The sequence below is a fragment of the Aeromonas sp. R7-1 genome, from assembly GCF_040908115.1.
In the GTDB taxonomy this organism is placed as follows: Bacteria; Pseudomonadota; Gammaproteobacteria; order Enterobacterales; family Aeromonadaceae; genus Aeromonas; species Aeromonas caviae.
Genome location: NZ_JBFODD010000023.1, coordinates 271,797 through 290,814, shown reverse-complemented (window position 1 = coordinate 290,814; position 19,018 = coordinate 271,797). Strand labels below are relative to the sequence as shown.

The 19,018-nt window shown below is 60.3% G+C and carries 13 protein-coding genes; 5 read left to right on the top strand and 8 right to left on the bottom strand.

Features of this window, described 5'->3' with window-relative positions; translation table 11 throughout:
- Positions 1–489: 489 nt before the first annotated feature.
- Complete coding sequence (gene rapA / locus AB5Y51_RS05865; protein WP_323891636.1) at positions 490–3,357, top strand: RNA polymerase-associated protein RapA; 2,868 nt, start codon at positions 490–492, stop codon at positions 3,355–3,357.
- Positions 3,358–3,476: 119 nt separating this feature from the next.
- Positions 3,477–4,133 (top strand): bifunctional tRNA pseudouridine(32) synthase/23S rRNA pseudouridine(746) synthase RluA, encoded by a 657-nt coding sequence (gene rluA, locus AB5Y51_RS05860; RefSeq protein ID WP_042014863.1) that lies wholly within the window; start codon positions 3,477–3,479, stop codon positions 4,131–4,133.
- 64 nt (positions 4,134–4,197) lie between these two features.
- Here the strand turns inward: rluA and AB5Y51_RS05855 are convergent, their stop codons facing one another.
- From AB5Y51_RS05855 to AB5Y51_RS05835, 5 genes are all read right to left on the bottom strand, one after another.
- Positions 4,198–4,386 (bottom strand): hypothetical protein, encoded by a 189-nt coding sequence (locus tag AB5Y51_RS05855; protein ID WP_010673139.1) that lies wholly within the window; start codon positions 4,384–4,386, stop codon positions 4,198–4,200.
- 58 nt (positions 4,387–4,444) lie between these two features.
- Positions 4,445–6,376 (bottom strand): bifunctional diguanylate cyclase/phosphodiesterase, encoded by a 1,932-nt coding sequence (locus tag AB5Y51_RS05850; RefSeq protein WP_029313817.1) that lies wholly within the window; start codon positions 6,374–6,376, stop codon positions 4,445–4,447.
- A 25-nt stretch (positions 6,377–6,401) separates the two neighbouring features.
- Positions 6,402–6,899: a molybdopterin-binding oxidoreductase gene (locus AB5Y51_RS05845; protein WP_029313815.1), complete on the bottom strand. Its 498-nt coding sequence runs from the start codon at positions 6,897–6,899 to the stop codon at positions 6,402–6,404.
- A gap of 94 nt (positions 6,900–6,993) precedes the next feature.
- The gene (gene groL, locus AB5Y51_RS05840; RefSeq protein WP_010673136.1) at positions 6,994–8,628 is read right to left on the bottom strand and encodes a chaperonin GroEL; all 1,635 of its coding nucleotides are present in this window, start codon (positions 8,626–8,628) and stop codon (positions 6,994–6,996) included.
- A 43-nt stretch (positions 8,629–8,671) separates the two neighbouring features.
- The gene (locus AB5Y51_RS05835; RefSeq protein WP_005309514.1) at positions 8,672–8,965 is read right to left on the bottom strand and encodes a co-chaperone GroES; all 294 of its coding nucleotides are present in this window, start codon (positions 8,963–8,965) and stop codon (positions 8,672–8,674) included.
- A gap of 242 nt (positions 8,966–9,207) precedes the next feature.
- Here AB5Y51_RS05835 and AB5Y51_RS05830 point away from each other — a divergent pair, with 242 nt between their 5' ends.
- Positions 9,208–10,542 (top strand): MATE family efflux transporter, encoded by a 1,335-nt coding sequence (locus tag AB5Y51_RS05830; RefSeq protein ID WP_368178151.1) that lies wholly within the window; start codon positions 9,208–9,210, stop codon positions 10,540–10,542.
- A gap of 22 nt (positions 10,543–10,564) precedes the next feature.
- Here AB5Y51_RS05830 and AB5Y51_RS05825 read toward each other — a convergent pair whose 3' ends face one another.
- Positions 10,565–11,044, bottom strand: a complete 480-nt coding sequence (locus AB5Y51_RS05825; RefSeq protein ID WP_368178145.1) for an FxsA family protein — start codon at positions 11,042–11,044, stop codon at positions 10,565–10,567.
- 473 nt (positions 11,045–11,517) lie between these two features.
- Here AB5Y51_RS05825 and aspA point away from each other — a divergent pair, with 473 nt between their 5' ends.
- Both aspA and AB5Y51_RS05815 read left to right on the top strand, forming a co-directional pair.
- The gene (aspA, locus tag AB5Y51_RS05820) at positions 11,518–12,960 is read left to right on the top strand and encodes an aspartate ammonia-lyase (protein ID WP_010673133.1); all 1,443 of its coding nucleotides are present in this window, start codon (positions 11,518–11,520) and stop codon (positions 12,958–12,960) included.
- 131 nt (positions 12,961–13,091) lie between these two features.
- Entirely contained in the window at positions 13,092–14,411 is a 1,320-nt protein-coding gene (locus tag AB5Y51_RS05815; RefSeq protein WP_010673132.1) for an anaerobic C4-dicarboxylate transporter, read from the top strand.
- A gap of 118 nt (positions 14,412–14,529) precedes the next feature.
- Here AB5Y51_RS05815 and gshA read toward each other — a convergent pair whose 3' ends face one another.
- Together gshA and AB5Y51_RS05805 are read right to left on the bottom strand one after the other, a co-directional pair.
- Entirely contained in the window at positions 14,530–16,128 is a 1,599-nt protein-coding gene (gshA, locus tag AB5Y51_RS05810) for a glutamate--cysteine ligase (protein ID WP_029313807.1), read from the bottom strand.
- Positions 16,129–16,186: 58 nt separating this feature from the next.
- Complete coding sequence (locus AB5Y51_RS05805; RefSeq protein WP_368178144.1) at positions 16,187–19,000, bottom strand: M16 family metallopeptidase; 2,814 nt, start codon at positions 18,998–19,000, stop codon at positions 16,187–16,189.
- Between the last annotated feature and the right edge of the window lie 18 nt (positions 19,001–19,018).

Below are 19,018 nucleotides of genomic sequence, written 5' to 3'. Positions count from 1 at the left end.
ACATTGATATCAAAAATTGTTTTTGATGCTCGATGCTGTGAGTGCCCACACAGATTGCTTGATTCAAATTGTTAAAGAGCGACGCAGCTTTTGGCCGCTGCGGGAGTGGCATTCTACTCAACCGCCTTCTCGAGTCAAGCCTTATTTTTACAGGCTTTTCGAGGCTACCGACCGGGTTGTTTGCGTTGCCGCTTGCCCTGTCGATGGAGGCGCATTATAGGGAGCGAATTCGTTCTGGCAAGGAGATAATTGCAAAAAAATGACTTTCATCGTTCAACCGCTTACAAAGCGACCACGGCGATGAATTAATGCACGAAAAGGGTCTGCAGATTGGTATTCCGGATGCTGTATTGAGGCCGGCAGGTTGACAGATCAAGCTTGTATCAGTTTGGCTTTCCCTTGCAGCACAACCATGATGATCGGCTTTCCGCCTTCGGGTAACATAGCGCCCCTTTGCGATTCTCACACTCTTGGGCTTTGGAGAGTTTAATGCCTTTTGCACTTGGCCAGCGTTGGATTAGTGATACAGAGACGGATCTGGGTTTGGGGACTGTCGTTGCTGTTGAAGGACGCATGGTTACCCTGTTGTTTCCGGCTACCGGTGAAAACCGCATGTATGCCAAAGAAGAGGCACCGGTCACCCGGGTCAGCTTCAATGTGGGCGATCAGATAGCCAGCCACGAAGACTGGACCATGACGGTCGACGAAGTGCAGGAGAAAGATGGCCTGCTTATATATGTAGGTGTTCGCACCGACAATGGTGAGCCGGTTGCCCTCAAGGAAGTGTTTCTCAACAACTTCATCAAGTTCAACAAGCCGCAGGATCGCCTGTTCGCCGGCCAGATTGACCGGATGTCCCGCTTTACCCTGCGCTACGAAGCGCTGGTCAACCAGCACCAGCGTCGCCGCAACCCGACTCGCGGCCTGGCTGGCGGGAAAGTCAGTCTGATCCCGCACCAGCTCTACATCGCCCATGAAGTGGGTCACCGCTACGCCCCGCGCGTATTGCTGGCAGACGAGGTGGGTCTGGGCAAGACCATCGAAGCAGGCATGATCATTCACCAGCAGTTGCTCTCCGGCCGCGCCCATCGGGTGCTGATCCTGCTGCCCGAAACGCTCCAGCACCAGTGGCTGGTCGAGATGCTGCGCCGTTTCAACCTGCACTTCTCCCTGTTTGACGAGGAGCGCTGCATCGAGGCGTTCGCCGATGCGGAGAACCCCTTCGAGACCGAACAGCTGGTGATCTGCAGCCTCGACTTCCTGCGCAAGAAGCGTCGTCGCTTCGAACAAGTGCTGGAAGCCGAGTGGGATCTGCTGGTTGTCGACGAAGCGCACCATCTGGAGTGGAGTGAGGAGGCCCCCAGCCGCGCCTACGAAATGGTGGAAGCGCTGGCCGAACAGGTACCGGGCGTGCTGCTGCTGACCGCGACCCCTGATCAGCTGGGCCACCAGAGTCACTTTGCTCGTCTGCGCCTGCTCGACCCGGAGCGTTTCTACGACTACGACGCCTTCCTCGCCGAGGAGCAGGCCTACGGTCAGGTCGCGAGCGCAGCCCAGGAGCTGCTGGATGGCGAAACCCTGAGCAATGAAGCCAAGCAAATCCTCGCCAGCCAGCTGGAAGGGCTGGACTTAAACGATGCAGCCGCCCGTCAGCAGGCGGTCGCCAAGCTGCTGGATCAGCATGGCACCGGCCGGGTGCTGTTCCGTAACAGCCGCGCCAATATTCAGGGCTTCCCGGAGCGCCACCTCAACGTCTACCCCATGCCGCTGCCGGAGCAGTACAAGACCGCCATCAAGGTGATGGGCATGATGGGTGGCAATGGCGGCGATCTGCAGACCCGTGCCTTGCGCTACCTCTATCCCGAGAAGATCTTCCAGCAGTTCGAAGGCGACAACGCTACCTGGACCCAGTTCGACCCGCGCGTCGAATGGTTGCTGGAACTGCTGCTCTCCGCCCGTCAGCAGAAGGTGCTGGTGATCTGCTCCGAAGCAGCCACCGCCATCGCCCTGGAAGAGGCGCTGCGCACCCGTGAAGGGATCCGTGGCGCCGTGTTCCACGAAGGGATGTCGATCCTCGAGCGGGACAAGGCCTCCGCCTATTTCGCCCAGCAAGAGGGGGGCGCTCAGGTGCTGCTCTGCTCCGAGATCGGCTCAGAAGGCCGCAACTTCCAGTTTGCCAGCCATCTGGTGCTGTTCGATCTGCCACTCAACCCGGATCTGCTGGAACAGCGTATCGGCCGACTGGATCGTATCGGTCAGCAGAATACCGTCGAGATCCACGTCCCCTATCTGGAAGGGACTGCACAGCGCGCCCTGCAGCTCTGGTATCACGATGGTCTGGATGCATTCGAGCAGACCTGCCCGACGGCCCGCCCGGTGTTCGAAGCGGTACGTGACGAGCTGTTCGAGCTGCTGGCCGCCAACACCGGCGAGCAGGGCCCCCTCGACGCCCTGCTGGCCAAGACCCGCGAACTGCACGAGCCGCTCAAGGCCCGACTGGAACAGGGTCGCGATCGCCTGCTGGAAATCCACTCCAGCGGTGGCGAGGCCGCCCAGCAGCTGGTCGAGAAGCTCGCCGCCGAAGATGACGACACCGGCATGATCTCCTTCACCCTCAAGATGTTCGACGAGATCGGCGTCAACCAGGATGATCGTGGTGAAAATGCGCTGGTGCTGACTCCCGGGGATCACATGCTGGTGCCGAGCTTCCCGGGCCTGCCGCAAGACGGCATGACCATCACCTTCGATCGCAACACCGCCCTGTCGCGGGATGACATGGCGCTGCTCTCCTGGGATCACCCCATGATGCGCGGCGGTATCGACCTGATCCTGGGTTCCGAGATCGGTGCCACCTCGGTCGCACTGCTCAAGAACAAGGCGCTGCCGGTCGGCTCCATCTTGCTTGAGCTGATCTTCGTTGCCGAGTCCGCAGCTCATCCCCAGCTCTACCGCTTCATGCCGCCGACGCCGATCCGTCTGCTGATGGACAAGAACGGCCAGAATTTGGGCGAGAAAGTGGCGTTTGATGCCTTCAACCGCCAGCTGACACCGGTCAACCGCCACCTTGGCAGCAAGCTGGTTACCGCATCCCAGCCGGTAATCCACGGCCTGATTGGCAAGGGCGAGGTCATTGCCAACGAACTGAAAGCCGGGATTGTCGACAAGGCCCGTGCCCAGATGGCGCAGACCCTGCAACAGGATCTGGACAGGCTGGAGGCACTCAAGGCGGTCAACCCGAACGTGCGCGTCAGCGAGCTGGATTATCTGCGCAATTTGCAGGCAGAATTGCACCACCTGATCGACCAGACCCAACTCAAGCTGGATGCCATCCGTTTTATCGTGGTTACCCATAACTGACAAGGTAGCGACCGACAGCGGCCAGACCCAGCTCAAACTGGATACACAAGGCAGCTTTGTCGTGGTTACCCATAACTGATGGGGGCTTGCCCCCGCTTTGACTCAAGATGCGAGACGCTATGTTTGTATACTCCCCGCCCCTGGAACCCTGGCTCGATATCCTGTTCAAGGACAAGGACATCATGGTGGTCAACAAGCCCACTGGCCTGCTGAGCGTCCCCGGGCGCGGCCCCGAGAATGAAGACAGCGTGCTCCATCGGGTCAAGCAGCAGCACCCCAAAGCGGCGGCTGCCCATCGCCTCGACATGGCGACCACCGGCGTGCTGGTGATCCCGCTCACCCCCAACTCCCACCGGGAGCTGAGCCGGCAATTCCGAGAGCGTGAGACCGAGAAGCACTACCTCGCCTGGGTGTGGGGTGAACCGGTGCTGGATGCGGGCGAAGTGGATCTGCCGCTCTGCGTCGACTGGCCCAACCGGCCGAAGCAGAAGGTGGATTTTGAGGAGGGGCGTCATGCCCTGACCCTGTGGCAGAAGCTGAAGGTGGAGAACGGCAACAGCCTGATCAAGCTGACCCCGATTACCGGTCGCTCCCATCAGTTGCGGGTACACATGCTGGAGCTGGGTCACCCCATCCTCGGCGACAACCTCTACGCCAACCCGGATGCGCTGACGGCTGCACCGCACCTTTATCTTCATGCGGCCAGCCTGACCATCAGCCACCCCCGCAGCGGCGAGCGGATGACCTTCGAGGCACCGGCCCCTTTCCCGGTCTGAGCCTGACAGGTAACAACCAAATAAAAAGAAAGCCCCCATCGAGAGATGGGGGCTTTTTTATCGCTCAGACGCGGATATCGATCTTGCTTCCGAGGGAAGCGCTGGCCGATGTCGGCGCAGCCGGAGCGGATTGCGCTGCTGTTTCCAGCAGTTTCAGTGCGGATTCGCCTTCCTGGGTCTGCTGCTTTTTGGCCAGGCTGGCCACCATCAGTGCAGAACCGAACGACGCATTTGCAGAACTAGAAATATCCATTGTGTACCTCCTGCCAAGAGACTATCGGCCGGGCCCGGTGAGACATGAGCCATATCGTTCAACGCAGATATGCCTTGTCCGGCGAGCGCCGGGCCAACCAGCGCTCTTCCATCTCCAGCAATGTCTGATAGGCCTTTTCGGCATGCTCCGGGCGACTGAACAGATATCCCTGCCCATACAGATGTATGTCGGTCAATGAACGCAGCACATCGAGCTGCCCCTGAGTCTCGATCCCTTCACATACCAGTTTCTTGCCAAGCATGGAGCCCATACGGCAGATGTTGGCGACCAGTTCGGCCGCCTCGATAGAGGTGTCGATACCCTGGATGAAGGACCTGTCTATCTTCACCTTGCTCACCGGCAGCTTCTGCAGATAGCTGAGGGAGGAGTAGCCGGTGCCGAAGTCGTCAAGGGCCAGATGCACACCCTGCTGGCTGAGATCCTGCATCAACTGCAGCGAGTTCTTGACCTCGCGCATGGTGGTGTCTTCCGTCACCTCCAGCACCAGGCTGGACGCGGGAATATGGTGCTCCATCAGCGCTCTGGCCACCAACTTCAAGAGGTTGCGCTGGTACATGCCCGGGGAGATGTTCACGCACATCTGCAAGTCCACCAAACCCAGGTGCTGCCACTGATGAAGTTGCTCACATGCGGTATTCAATACCCAGCCACCCAGTTTCTCAGCCAGCTGAAACTCTTCCGCCACCTGGATCACCTCGTTGGGCGGGATAAAGCCAAGCTCGGGATGGCGCCAGCGCAGCAGCGCCTCCACGGCTTCACAGCGGCCACTTTCCAGATTGACGATGGGCTGGTAATAGAGCTCGAGCGCATTGTGCTCCAGTGCCATCACCATGTCGGACGCAAGATGCTTGCGCCTGGCCGTCTCGTTGAGCAGGGAACTGTCATAGATGACATAGGGAACATGGGTCTTGCGGCTGTGAGAGAGGGCCTGCTCCGCCCGGCTGAGCAACTCCTGGGTCTGGTTGCTGTCGGTCGGGAAGAAGGCGATACCGATACCGACCTCAAGCCGGAAAGGGTAGTTGTCGATGATGATGTCTTGCTTGATGGAGTGGAGTACTCTGGCCACGAGCTCCCTGACCTGGCGAAGATCGCTCCCCTCCCGTTGCAGCATGGCAAGCTGATCTCCCCCCAAACGCGCCACCCACTCCCCGTTTTCGCACAGGGCGCGCAGCCGCTTTGCCACCTCTTGCAGCAGGAGGTCCCCTGTGTTGTAGCCAAACTTGCTGTTGATATCACGAAAGTCGTTGATGTCGACCAGCACCAGTCCGAAGGAGGTGTCACGGGTGACATAGGCATCCATCTTTTCCAGCAGCGCCAGCCGGTTGGCGAGCCCGGTGAGGGGATCGATCCTAGCGGTCCTGAAATGGCGCCTGGCTTCTCGCACCAGCAGGCCGCTGAGCAGAATGACGGACACCACCAGCCCCGACACCATGAACAGCAGGGCATTGCGCAACTGGCCAAAACGCGCGTCGTTGCCCGTATAGACGTTGATGTTGTTCTGCATGACGGAAGCAAGAGAGTAAGAGAGGGGTTCCTGCAAGGGCGCCAGTGTCATCATGACTTGCTGGTAATCCGGCGTCCCCGGTTTGAGCCTGACCAAATCAGGCTCCAGCTTGCGAATGCTGCTTTCGGTCAGTTTCACCAGCCGCAGCGTCTTCGGATTGTCCGCGAGGCTTTTTCTCAATTGGCCGCTCAGGAGGATGGGGGTACGACTCCAGAGAATGTCATAGCGGAGCAGCAGGGCTTCCTGGTCTATGCCGCCATAGTGGTAAATCTCGACGGCATTGAGAAAGCGGCCCAGCTCGAGCTGCAACTGCATCAATGCCCAGGAGACGTCATAGGTGTACTTCTCCATCACCCGGGTCGCATTTTGTATCTGCACCAGGCAATAGAGGGTGCTACCCGTGAACAACAGAATGGATAGATAAAGAACGCCGAGTAAGGGCCATGCCCTGGTCTTCGCTTTCACCCAGTACTCCCGTAAACCACCGTTTTTACTGCTGAATGTCGATCGCACTCAGTTGCCAGATCATCATGTCGGTGAACTCGGAACGCCTGAGTTCGGGATGCTGATCCAGTGGCAGGATAAACCAGAGCGGCCCCTTGTCACGTACCCGCATGGTCATCCCGTCATCCTGCCAGGCCAGGATAGGATCGTATTGCTTGACCTTATCCCAGTTGATCCGGATCTGGAAACTGTTCAGGGCGGTGAGCGTGATGCTCTTGCCGTTGGCCTTCACCTCCGTCAGCACGTCCGCCAGTTTCGGCCCTACGTATTTGTGCGGTTTGTCCACCCAGGGATTGCTCGTCACCACCTCATGCTGCGGCAGCGCCTGGATCATGGCCATATCGAACAGCACCTCTCCATCTGCCGGATCGGCAGGGTCCAGATTCCCCGTCACCTTGAGAATGACCGGCCCCTGCGGTGTCGCCTGCGCCATGCCCGGCAAGGCCAGGGAAAGGAGTAACGGGAGAAGCCCTAAGTATCGCATGTTCACCTCAGATCATTTCACTATCAACAACTTCAGCTTAGTAGCACTAAAAAAAACGGCCCGCAAAAGCGAGCCGTTTGATGACTTGACGGGATTACATCATACCCATACCGCCCATGCCACCCATATCAGGCATGGCAGGTGCATCTTTCTTCGGCAGCTCGGAGATCATGCACTCTGTGGTGATCATCAGGCCAGCGACGGACGAGGCGAACTGCAGGGCAGAACGGGTTACCTTGGTCGGATCCAGGATACCCATGGCCAGCATGTCGCCGTACTGTTCGGTGTAGGCGTTGTAACCGTAGTTGCCTTCACCGTTCTTCACGGCATTGGCGATGACGGAGGCTTCTTCGCCGGCGTTGATGACGATTTGACGCAGCGGGGCTTCCATGGCGCGCAGGGCAACCTTGATACCGACGTTCTGGTCTTCGTTGTCACCACGCAGGGAGGCCAGCTTGGCAGCAACGCGCACCAGCGCTACACCACCACCGGCAACCACGCCTTCTTCCACGGCTGCGCGAGTGGCGTGCAGGGCATCGTCAACACGGGCTTTCTTCTCTTTCATTTCAACTTCAGTGGCAGCACCCACCTTGATCACGGCAACACCGCCGGCCAGCTTGGCCACGCGCTCTTGCAGCTTCTCACGGTCGTAATCGGAAGAGGTCTCTTCGATCTGCTGACGGATCTGGGCCACGCGGCTTTCGATCAGGGCAGCATCACCCACGCCATCGATGATGGTGGTGTTCTCTTTGGTGATGACGATGCGCTTGGCACGGCCCAGATCTTCCAGGGTCGCTTTTTCCAGCTCCATGCCCACTTCTTCGGAGATCACGGTACCACCGGTCAGGATGGCGATATCCTGCAGCATGGCCTTGCGGCGATCACCGAAGCCCGGCGCCTTGACGGCGGCCACTTTCACGATGCCACGCATGGTGTTGACCACCAGGGTCGCCAGCGCTTCGCCTTCCACGTCTTCGGCCACGATGATCAGCGGTTTGCCAGCCTTGGCCACACCTTCCAGCACCGGCAGCATTTCGCGGATGTTGGAGACTTTCTTGTCCACCAGCAGGATGAAGGGGTCATCCAGCTCGACGGAGCCGGTTTCCGGCTTGTTCACGAAGTAGGGGGAGAGGTAGCCGCGGTCGAACTGCATGCCTTCTACCACCGCCAGCTCGTCGTCCAGGCCCTGACCGTCTTCCACGGTGATGACGCCGTCACGGCCGACCTTGTCCATGGCTTCGGCAATCAGCTTGCCGACCTTCTCGTCGGAGTTGGCAGAGATGGTGCCTACCTGGGCGATGGCATTGTTGTCGGCACAGGGGGTGGACAGAGCTTGCAGCTCGGCAACGGCAGCCACAACGGCCTTGTCGATACCACGCTTCAGATCCATGGGATTCATGCCGGCGGCAACGGCCTTCAGGCCTTCGTTGACGATGGCTTGAGCCAGTACGGTGGCAGTGGTGGTGCCGTCACCGGCGGCGTCATTGGCCTTGGAAGCGACTTCCTTGACCATCTGGGCACCCATGTTCTGGAACTTGTCTTCCAGTTCGATTTCACGGGCAACGGAGACGCCATCCTTGGTGATGGTCGGGGCGCCGAAGGACTTGTCCAGCACCACGTTGCGGCCTTTCGGTCCCAGGGTCACCTTGACGGCATCGGCCAGGATGTTGACGCCTTCCAGCATTTTGATGCGAGCTTCGTTGCCAAACTTAACTTCTTTAGCTGCCATGTTCTTCAATCCTTAAATCAATTCGGGAAAAGAGGGAGGGTGATTACTCTTCGACAATCGCCAGGATGTCGGTTTCGGACAGGATCAGTACGTCCTGGCCATCCAGCTTTTCGGTCTTCACGCCGTAGCCTTCGTTGAAGATCACCTTGTCACCCACCTTGACGGCCAGTGCTTTGACATCCCCATTGTCCAGAATTCGACCAGTCCCCACGGCAAGAACTTCACCACGGGTGGACTTCTGGGCCGCAGTGCCAGTCAAGACGATGCCGCCAGCGGATTTGGCTTCAGCTTCGATGCGCTTGATGATGACGCGGTCGTGCAGTGGACGAATTTTCATCGATAACTCTCCCAAAATGAGTCTCTGTGTTGCTTGAGGAATGGCCGCAATCGGCCAAATTTGTCATGCCCCTGATCTGGGGCAACAGGGCTAGCCCTTCAAGGGCAAATACAAAAAAAATATTTTCACGTACTATGAACACCTTCGATGGATCACCCATCCCCAATCAGGAAGGCGGATGGACACGGCCAGCATTCAGGCCCAAAGCACCTAGAGACTCTGCCTTGAGCCGACCCAATCCCATGCTGACCGCCCCCATGACACCCATGCTGCTGCGCATGACGGGCCCCATGATCCTGGGCATCATCGCCATCCTGGCCTTCAACCTGGTCGATACCTTCTTCATCGGCATGCTGGGTACCCAGGCGCTGGCCGCCATCAGTTTCACCTTCCCGGTCACCTTTGTCGTCACCTCCCTGACCATGGGGTTGGGGGCTGGCCTGTGTGCCCTGCTCGGTCATGCCCTGGGGCAGGGTCGCCATGACGAGGCAGCCCGCATCACCACAGACTGTCTGTTCCTTGCCGTCATCCTGGTGAGTCTGCTCGCCGGGCTGGGGGCAATGACCATTACCCCTCTGTTCACCCTGCTGGGGGCCAGCGCCGAGCTCATCTCCCTCATCCACGACTACATACTTATCTGGTATCTGACCGTCCCCATGCTGGTCGTGCCCATGGTCGGCAATGCGGCTATCCGGACCACGGGGGATACCAAGACCCCCAGTCTGGTGATGGGGGTCGCCGGTCTGGTCAACGGCGTGCTGGATCCTCTGCTCATCTTCGGGCCGGGCCCCTTCCCTGAGTGGGGCATTCGGGGAGCCGCCATCGCCACTTCCCTCTCCTGGCTGATGGCCATGCTGGTCAGCCTCTATATATTGCGCCACCGCGAGGGCCTGCTGCGCTGGCGCCTCTCTCCCCGCCCTCAGCTGCTGGCCCATTGGCGCGCCCTGCTCCATGTGGCGGTGCCCGCATCGTTTACCAACATGCTCAACCCACTGGCCAACGCCGTGTTGATGATCATTTTCGCCGGGCTCGGAACCGAGGTGGTCGCCGCCTACGGCGCGGCATCCCGGGTCGAGGCCTTGCTGCTCATCGTGATGATGGCGCTCTCCTCCGTGCTGGCCCCCTTCATCTCGCAGAACTGCGGCGCCGGGAATCCGGCCCGAGCCAAGGCCGCCCTGCTGCTCTGCATGCGCTTTGCCCTGATATTCCAGCTTGGGGTCTACGCGCTGACCTGGCTTCTCGCCCCCTTCATCGCCGATCTGTTCAGCGATCATCCGCAAGTGGTGCGCCTCATCGTGCTCTATCTGCATCTGGTCCCCATCGGCTACGGCTTTCAGGGCATGGTGATGCTGCTGGCCTCGGCCCTCAACGGCGTCAGGGCATCGGCGGTGTCACTGCTGATAAACGGCATCAGACTGTTTGTCTTCTTGCTGCCGGGGGCCTGGCTGGGGGCAAAACTGGGGGGAGAACAGGGGATCTATCTGGGGATGCTGCTGGCGAACCTGGCCGCCGGATTGCTGGCTTGGGGGTATGCCCGCCACAGATTCGAGCGGCTGTGCCATCAGGGGAAACCCTGACAGCACAGCTCGGGGCTCGCGATTACTCTTTGCGTTCGAACTCCCCTTCGATGGTGTTGCCACCCCCTCGCGGGGATTGTCCGGGCCTGTCATCGCCGGGACTCGGCTCGAACGGCTGCTGGCGAGCCTGGAAGCCCCCCATCTGCATCCTGAACTGATTGCTGCCAATCAGCTTGTCGGCCAGCATGTTGCGCAGCCAGGGCTGCAGCAGCAGGATGCCGACAATATCGCTCACAAATCCCGGGATAATCAGCAGCAAGCCCGCCAGCGCCAGCATCATGCCACCCATCACCTCGCGGCCGGGCATCTCCCCCAGCTGCATCTTCTGCTGGGCAGTGAGCAGGGTCTTGATCCCCTCGCTGCGCACCAGCGACGATCCCAGCACGGCGGTCAGCACCAGCAAGCCAACGGTCGGCAAGGCCCCGATCACGGAGCCCACCTTGATCATGACGGTGAGCTCCAGCAATACCAGCCCGACCAACAACAGTAACAACTTGCCCATAGCAACCTCGGAGCGATGAATGAATGGACCCGGGGTGTCCGGTCGGCAGCCGCACATCGCTGATGCTGATGCTGATGCTGATGCTGATGCTGACGCGCCGGGTTCAGGTCTTCTGACATTAACATGGGGCTGGTTGATCATTTTTCAAGCCTCTCCTGCCGCAGGCCCCGGAATACGGATAAATATTTGTCCGCCCAACTGGGATTGAGGTGGTTGTTCTGTCAAAGTTAATCGCCCGATTGCAATATCTGTTTAATGACCACAAGAAATTTGAGGTTGCCTCAAATTTAGTGATCCAGGTCTAATACCGGATACCTCAATTGGGGTAACATCAACACCAGTCATTGCACAGGGAGCAACTGGCTCCCAACTGCCCCACCCGATGTGTGGTGCTTCAGGATGAAATGTGCGTAGGGAAATCGCGACCACTCGGTGAGGATCGTTTCCATTTATTTGATTTCTGAGGCATAACAATGAGCGACATCAAGAACGTCCGCATTGAAGAAGACCTGCTGGGCACCAAAGAAGTTTCCAACGACCTCTACTACGGCGTGCATACCCTGCGCGCTGTTGAAAACTTCAAGATCAGCACTCAGAAGATTTCTGACGTTCCCGAGTTTGTTCGTGGCATGGTCCTGACCAAGAAGGCGGCTGCACTGGCCAACGGTGAACTGGGCACCATCCGTCCCGAGATCGCAGACAAGATTGTCGAAGCCTGCGACCTGATGCTGAACACCGGCAAGTGCTTCGATCAGTTCCCGGTCGATGTCTATCAGGGCGGCGCCGGTACCTCCGTCAACATGAACACCAACGAAGTGCTGGCCAACATCGCCCTCGAGCTGATGGGACTTGAAAAGGGTCGCTACGACGTCATCAACCCCAATGATCACGTCAACAAGTGCCAGTCCACCAACGATGCCTACCCCACCGGTTTCCGCGTGGCCGTGGTCAACAGCACCGACACCACCCTGCACGCTCTGGAAGCCCTCATCGCCGCCTTCGATGTCAAAGCCAAGGAATTCAAACATATCCTGAAAATGGGCCGTACCCAGTTGCAGGACGCCGTGCCCATGACCCTGGGTCAGGAGTTCCACGCCTTCGCCGTCACCCTGCGTGAAGAGATCAAATCCATCAAGCGTTGCCAGGAGCTGCTGCTGGAAGTGAACCTGGGCGCCACCGCCATCGGTACCGGTCTGAACACTCCGCCCGAGTACTCCGGTCTTGCCATCAAGCGTCTGGCCGAGATCACCGGTCGTGCCTACGTGCCGGCAGAGGACCTCATCGAAGCGACCTCCGACTGCGGCGCCTATGTGATGCTGCACGGTGCGGTCAAGCGTCTGGCCATGAAGCTCTCCAAGATCTGTAATGACCTGCGTCTGCTCTCCTCCGGCCCGCGCACCGCGCTCAAAGAGATCAACCTGCCGGAAATGCAGGCTGGCTCCTCCATCATGCCGGCCAAGGTCAACCCGGTCATTCCGGAAGTGGTCAACCAGTCCTGCTTCAAGGTATTCGGCAACGACGTCACCATCACCTTCGCCGCCGAGGCCGGTCAGCTGCAGCTGAACGTCATGGAGCCGGTGATCGGTCAGGCCATGTTCGAATCCCTGAGCCTGATGGAAAAAGCCTGCATCTCCCTGCGCGAGAAGTGCGTGGAAGGCATCACCGCCAACCCGGACATCTGCATGAACCACGTGCTGAACTCCATCGGCATCGTGACCTACCTGAACCCCTTCATCGGTCACCATGAAGGCGACATCGTCGGCAAGATCTGTGCCCAGACCGGCAAGAACGTCCGCGAAGTCGTGCTGGAACGCGGCCTGCTGACCGCCGAACAGCTGGACGAGATCCTCTCCATCGAGAACCTGATGAACCCGCAATACAAAGCCAAGCGTTACACCCGCGAAGCCACCGTATAAGCGAGCAGATGGGCCGGGGTTATCCCGGCCCATTTAAAGTCAATTCCCGAGCGGTCTCCCCACAGCCCCATCGGGAATTGGCTTTTCAGCCTAATAAAACCTAAAAAAAACTGGAAAATGGAGTGTTCGCTATGATTGGAATCGAGTTACTTGTCGTGCTCGCCGCTATCTATCTGGGGGCCCGGATAGGCAGCATAGGTATCGGCTTTGCCGGTGGTCTGGGGGTACTGGTGCTGACCTGGGGGCTGGGCATGCCCATCCCGAGCGATCAGCTGGTGACCTATCTCCCGTGGGACGTGATCATGATCATCGCGTCCGTCATCTGCGCCATTGCCTGTATGCAACTGGCCGGCGGGATGGATTATCTGGTGCACCTGGCCGAAAAAGCCCTGCGCAAGAATCCCAAGCACATCACCTTCGCCGCGCCGGTCGTCACCTACCTGATGACCATGCTGGCCGGTACCGGTCACACCGCCTTCTCCACCCTGCCGGTGATCGCCGAAGTGGCCAAGGAGCAGGGCATTCGCCCGTCCCGTCCGCTCTCCATCGCGGTCGTTGCCTCCCAGATTGCCATCACCGCCTCCCCCATCTCGGCGGCCGTGGTCGCCTTCTCCGGTATGCTGGAGCCGCTTGGCGTCGACTACCTGACCCTGCTGGCCATCTGCATCCCGTCCAGCTTCATCGCCTGTCTGCTGGGGGCCTTCATCGCCAACCTGCTGGGCAAGCCGCTGGATCAGGACGAAGTCTATCTGGAGCGCAAAGCCAAGGGACTCATCAAGCTGCGCGGTACCAGCCAGGTTGAGATCAAGCCTTATGCCAAGCTCTCCGTCGGCATCTTCGTCGCCTCCATCGTGGCCGTGATGGCCTATGCCACCGCCATCTCCGGCAATGTCGGCCTCATCAGCAATCCGCCGATCCCCCGCGATGGCGCCATCATGGGCATCATGCTCTCCGCCGCCACCCTGATGGTCCTGTTCTGCAAACTGGACGCGGCCCAGATCACCAACATGCCGACCTTCAAGTCCGGTATGTCCGCCTGTATCTGCGTGCTGGGCGTGGCCTGGCTGGGCAACGTCTTCGTGAAGGGCAACATGGTCGAGATCCAGGCGTTCGCCGGCGATCTGCTGAGCCAATACAGCTGGCTGCTGGCCGTGGTGCTGTTCTTCTCCTCCATGCTGCTCTACTCGCAAGGTGCCACCACCAAGGCCCTGATGCCTGCCGCCCTGGCACTGGGTGTCAGCCCGCTGGCGGCCATCGCCTCCTTCGCCGCCGTGAGCGCCCTGTTCGTGCTGCCGACCTACCCGACCCTGCTGGCCGCGGTCGAGATGGACGACACCGGCTCCACCCGCATCGGCAAGGCCGTGTTCAACCACCCCTTCTTCATCCCGGGTGTAGCCACCATCGCCATGGCTGTGGCGCTGGGCTTCTTCTTCGGTGGTCTCATCCTCTGACCGGTGAACCACCCCATGTAAAACGGCCCGAACGGGCCGTTTTTTTATGCCAGGCCACCGCCGGGCTCCCATGAAAAAGCCGCTCCCGGGAGCGGCTTTCGTCATCCTGGCGGCATCCTCAGACCGTGGTCTGGCGGGTACCGAAATAGTCAGCCAGGAAGTCGTCGAACGACAGACTGTCACTGCGTTCCCGCTCCCGCTGCTTGGCCAGGGAGTCCCGCGCCTCGCCGGCAAAGTAGGCCTCGTCCCAGTACTGCAGCTCGCCGGCCAGCATCTCTTCCCGGTAGCGGCTCGCCAGCGCATCGCCGAAGCAGCCGTTGTCCTGGCCGCTTGAAAGCAACTGCTTGAGCAGGCGGGCGGAGTAGGTCTGCTCGGGGTCGAGCAGCTTCTCACGGTGCATCGCCAGCGTCTCGCGATAGCGGTTGCGGCCACAGCAGCGGTCCAGCAGCGCAGCGACCTCGGCCAGCTCGTCGAACAGCTTGAGGCCGTACTCCTTGAGGCCGATGGCATTGCCCTGCTCATCTTCAAGCGTCAGGCCGGGGCGACGCCCCTCCAGCACCACCTTGTTCTGGTTGCGGCGGTTGCGGGCAACCTCGTCATCCGAGAGCACGGGGGACGGGCGCAACAGGCACCAGACTAGGAAGAGATCGAAGAAGCGGATCTGATCCACCTCGATACCGAACGGGGTGAAAGGATTGACGTCCACCGTGCGCAGCTCGATGTATTCGATGCCGCGCTGCTCCAGCGCATCCGAGGGCTTCTCGCCGCTGCGGGGGGTGCGCTTGGGGCGGATCGGCGCGTAGAGCTCGTTTTCCAGCTGCAGCACGTTGTCGTTGAGCTGGCGGTACTCGCCGTTCACCTTGACCCCTATCCTGGCGAAGTCGGGATCATGGGTATTGATGGCCCGGCGCAGACTGCTCACATAGGCGGGCAGGCTGTCATGACTGATCTTGAGACCCGCCTGGGCGCTGTTGGTGTAACCGAGATCGGACAGGCGCAGAGCCGTGGCATAGGGCAGGTAAAGGGTGCCCTTGCCGGTCTTCTGGAACGGCAGGCTGCTCTTGCGCCCCTTGAGGAAGGAGTCGCAGATGGCCGGAGACGCGCCGAACAGATAGGGCACCAGCCAGCCGAAGCGGTAGACGTTGCGAATAAGCCCCATGTACTTGTCGGAGATGAAGCGTTGGCTGCAACAGCCCTCTCCCACCAGATCCTGCCACTCGCACCAGAAGCTGTCCGGCATGGAGAAGTTGAAGTGCACCCCGGCGATCACCTGCATCAGGCTGCCGTAGCGGTTCTTCAGCCCCTGGCGATAGAGGGTCTTCATCCGCCCGATGTTGGAACTGCCGTACTGGGCCAGGCGGATGCTCTCCTCGTCACCGACGAAGCAGGGCATGGAGAGGGGCCAGATCCGCTCCTCTCCCAGATGATGAATGGTGTGGCGGTGAATGTCGCCGAGCTGCTCGATCAGGCTCTCGATGGAGTCGGTGGCCGGCGTGATGAACTCCAGCAGGCTCTCGGAGTAATCGGTGGTGATGTTGGCATGGGTCAGGGCCGACCCCAGGCTTCTGGGGTGATCGGTCTGGGCCAGGGTCCCTTCGGGGGTGATGCGCAGACATTCGCGCTCGATCCCGCGCCGGATCCCCTTGAGGGCGGTCACCCGTTCCGGGGTGCCCAGCGCAGCCAGCAACTCGGTGAGCGACAAGCTAGTAGTAGTCATATTCACGGCTCATGTGTGGCCGCCCCACCCGGGGCGGCACTTATTGTTGCGACGCCCCTCAGGGCAGTCGCAGTGGATAGATGGGAAGATGAAGCTCGCTCAGGGGTTTTTCAAGCTTTTGCTTGTCTCCCACCACCACAATCACCATCTCGGCCGGATCCAGCCAGCGGGCTGCACTGGCCTTCAGCGTCTCGGGTGACACCGTTTTGATCAGGTTGTTCTGGGCCTGCACATAGTCCGGCTTCAGGTCGTACATGATCATCTGCAGCAGGAAGCCAGCCTTCTGCCCCAGGGTCTCGTAGGAGAGCGCATCCTGCTGGGAGACGGCGCTGCGCATGTAGGCCAGCTCCACAGGGGTCGGCCCACTCTTGCGGTAGCCGTCCATCTCCTTGAGGAACTGGCGGATGGCATCCACGGTCGCATCGGTGCGCACATTGGCGCCGGTCGCGAAAACACCCGCCTCGCGGTTGGCCTGGAAGCCCGAGCTGGCACCATAGGTGTAGCCCTTGTCTTCCCGCAGGTTGAGGTTGATGCGGCTGTTGAAGTTGCCACCCAGGTTGAAGTTCATCAGGTTGGCGATGAAATAGTCTCCCGTGGTGTCAAACGGCATGGCGCGACGGCCGATACGGATCACCGACTGGGGGGCCCCCGGCTTGTCCACCAGATAGATGCCTGGCTTGGCCTGCTCTCCCCCGGGCTTGAGATCCCCCAGGGTCGGGGCGGCTCCCTGCCACTGGGTCAGGAAGGCGAGACCGGATTCCACCTGCTGGGCGGTCACATCACCTGTTACCACCACCTTGGCATTGGCCGGATTGTAATAGGCCTCATAGAAGCGCTTCACATCCGCCAGGGTCAGCTTCTCAACGTCCGCCAGCACCCCGTCAGAGGGTTGGCCGAGGCGGTTCTGCTTGCCATAGACCAGTTCGCGGAACGCCTGACCCGCCAGCCACTCCGGCTGCTGCTCGCTCTGCTTCATGCCTTGCAGCATCTGGGTCTTGAGCCGCTCGAAGTCCGCTTCCCGCAGGCCGGGTTGCAGCAGTACTTCCCGCACCAGCGCCAGGGTTTCGGGCAGCTTGTCCGCCAGACTGCTGATGGTGATGAGGTTGTTGTACTGGGCGCTGGAGACGCTGATGCTGGCGCCGAGTTTTTGCAGCTCGTCGCTCAGCTCGGCCTCGGAGAGGCGCGTCGTCCCCTGCTCCAGCATGGCGGCGGTGAGGCTGGCCAGCCCCAGCTCTCCCTTGCCTTCGGCCCGGATGCCACCCGGCAGGGCGATCATGATGGAGACGGCCGGGATCTCGTCGCTGTGGGTGCCGATGATCTCGATCCCCTTGTCGAGCTTGCCACGCCAGATAGCGGGCACCTTGACGCTCACCGCATCGGCCGCCTTGGGCTGCACGCTGCGATCGAAGTCATCTTTCACCGGCCGCTCGGCCAGCACCTTGTCATGCTTGCTGTAATCCGGCAGCTCCCGCTTGGCGGGAGTGAAGTTCGGGGTCGCGGCCTGCCAGTCGCTCTTGCCCTTGGGCACCACGCTCAGCACCACGGCAGGCTTGTTCTGGATGAACTTGTCGTAGGCAGCCTTGACGTCAGACCCCTTGACCCGGGCGATGGCATCCAGATTCTTGAACACATAGTCGGGATCCCGGGCCAGCACCTGCCCCATGGCAAGCTGGCTGACCTTGCCCTCAATGCTGTCGAGTCCCCAGATGGCGGACGCGCGATAGCTGCTGATTGCCTTCTCCAGATCCGCGGGCTTGATGCCGCGCTGGGCGAACTCGCCGATCACCTTGTCCACCTCGCCCTTGAGGGTCTTGAGACTGCCATCCGCCGCCGGATTGGGGTAGGCATAGACCGTCAGGGTGCAGGCCAGCTCTTCGCAGGAGTGGGAGGCGCCCGCCTCGATGGCCTTGCCGGTTTTCACCAGGGACTGGTAGAGCATGGAGCTGGCAGAGCCCCCCAGCACATCGGCAAAGATGTCCAGCGCCGGCTCCTGCGGGTCACCCAGGGAGACGGTCGGGTAGCTGATATACAGGAGCGGCAGATGCACCTTGTCTTCCAGCGTCACGTAGCGGGTTGCCGGCAGGGTGGCCGGCTGAGGCGTCGGTTCTGCCACATCCGGACCGCGCGGGATGGAACCGAAGTACTGCTCAATCCAGGCCAGCGCCTGCTTGGTATCAAAGTCGCCGCCCAGGGTCAGGGTCGCGTTGTTTGGACCATACCAGCGCAGGAAGAACTGCTTGAGGTCGTTGACGTCGACCCGGTCGAGATCCTCCACATAACCGATGGGTTGCCAGGAGTAGGGGTGGGTGCGCGGATAGAGTGCCTCCCCCACCCGCTCGCCCACCAGGCCATAAGGCTGGTTGTCGATACGCTGGGCCCGTTCGTTCTTGACGGTGGCGCGCTGGATCTCGAACTTCTTCTGGCTCACCGCATCGAGCAGGAAACCCATGCGGTCCGCCTCCAGCCAGAGCACCTTCTCCAACTGATTGGCCGGCACGGTTTCGTAGTAGTTGGTGCGGTCCTTGTTGGTGGTGCCGTTCATGTCACCGCCCGCCTCGTTGATGATCCGCATGTGTTCCTGATCACCAACGTGCTTGGAGCCCTGGAACATCATGTGCTCGAAGAAGTGGGCAAAGCCCGACTTGCCCACGGTTTCCCGGGAGGAGCCGACGTGATAGGTGACGTCCAGATGCACCAGGGGATCGGAGTGGTCGGGGGCCAGGATCACGGTCAAACCGTTGTCCAGCTTGTACATCTGGTAGGGAATGCCGAGCTTGCCCTCCTGCTTGACCTGCTCGGACACCAGGGTCGGGGCCGCCAGCACGGGAAGGGAGAAGCCCAGCAGCATGCTTAATGGAATGAGTTTGTTCACGGGTACCTCGTGAGTGAC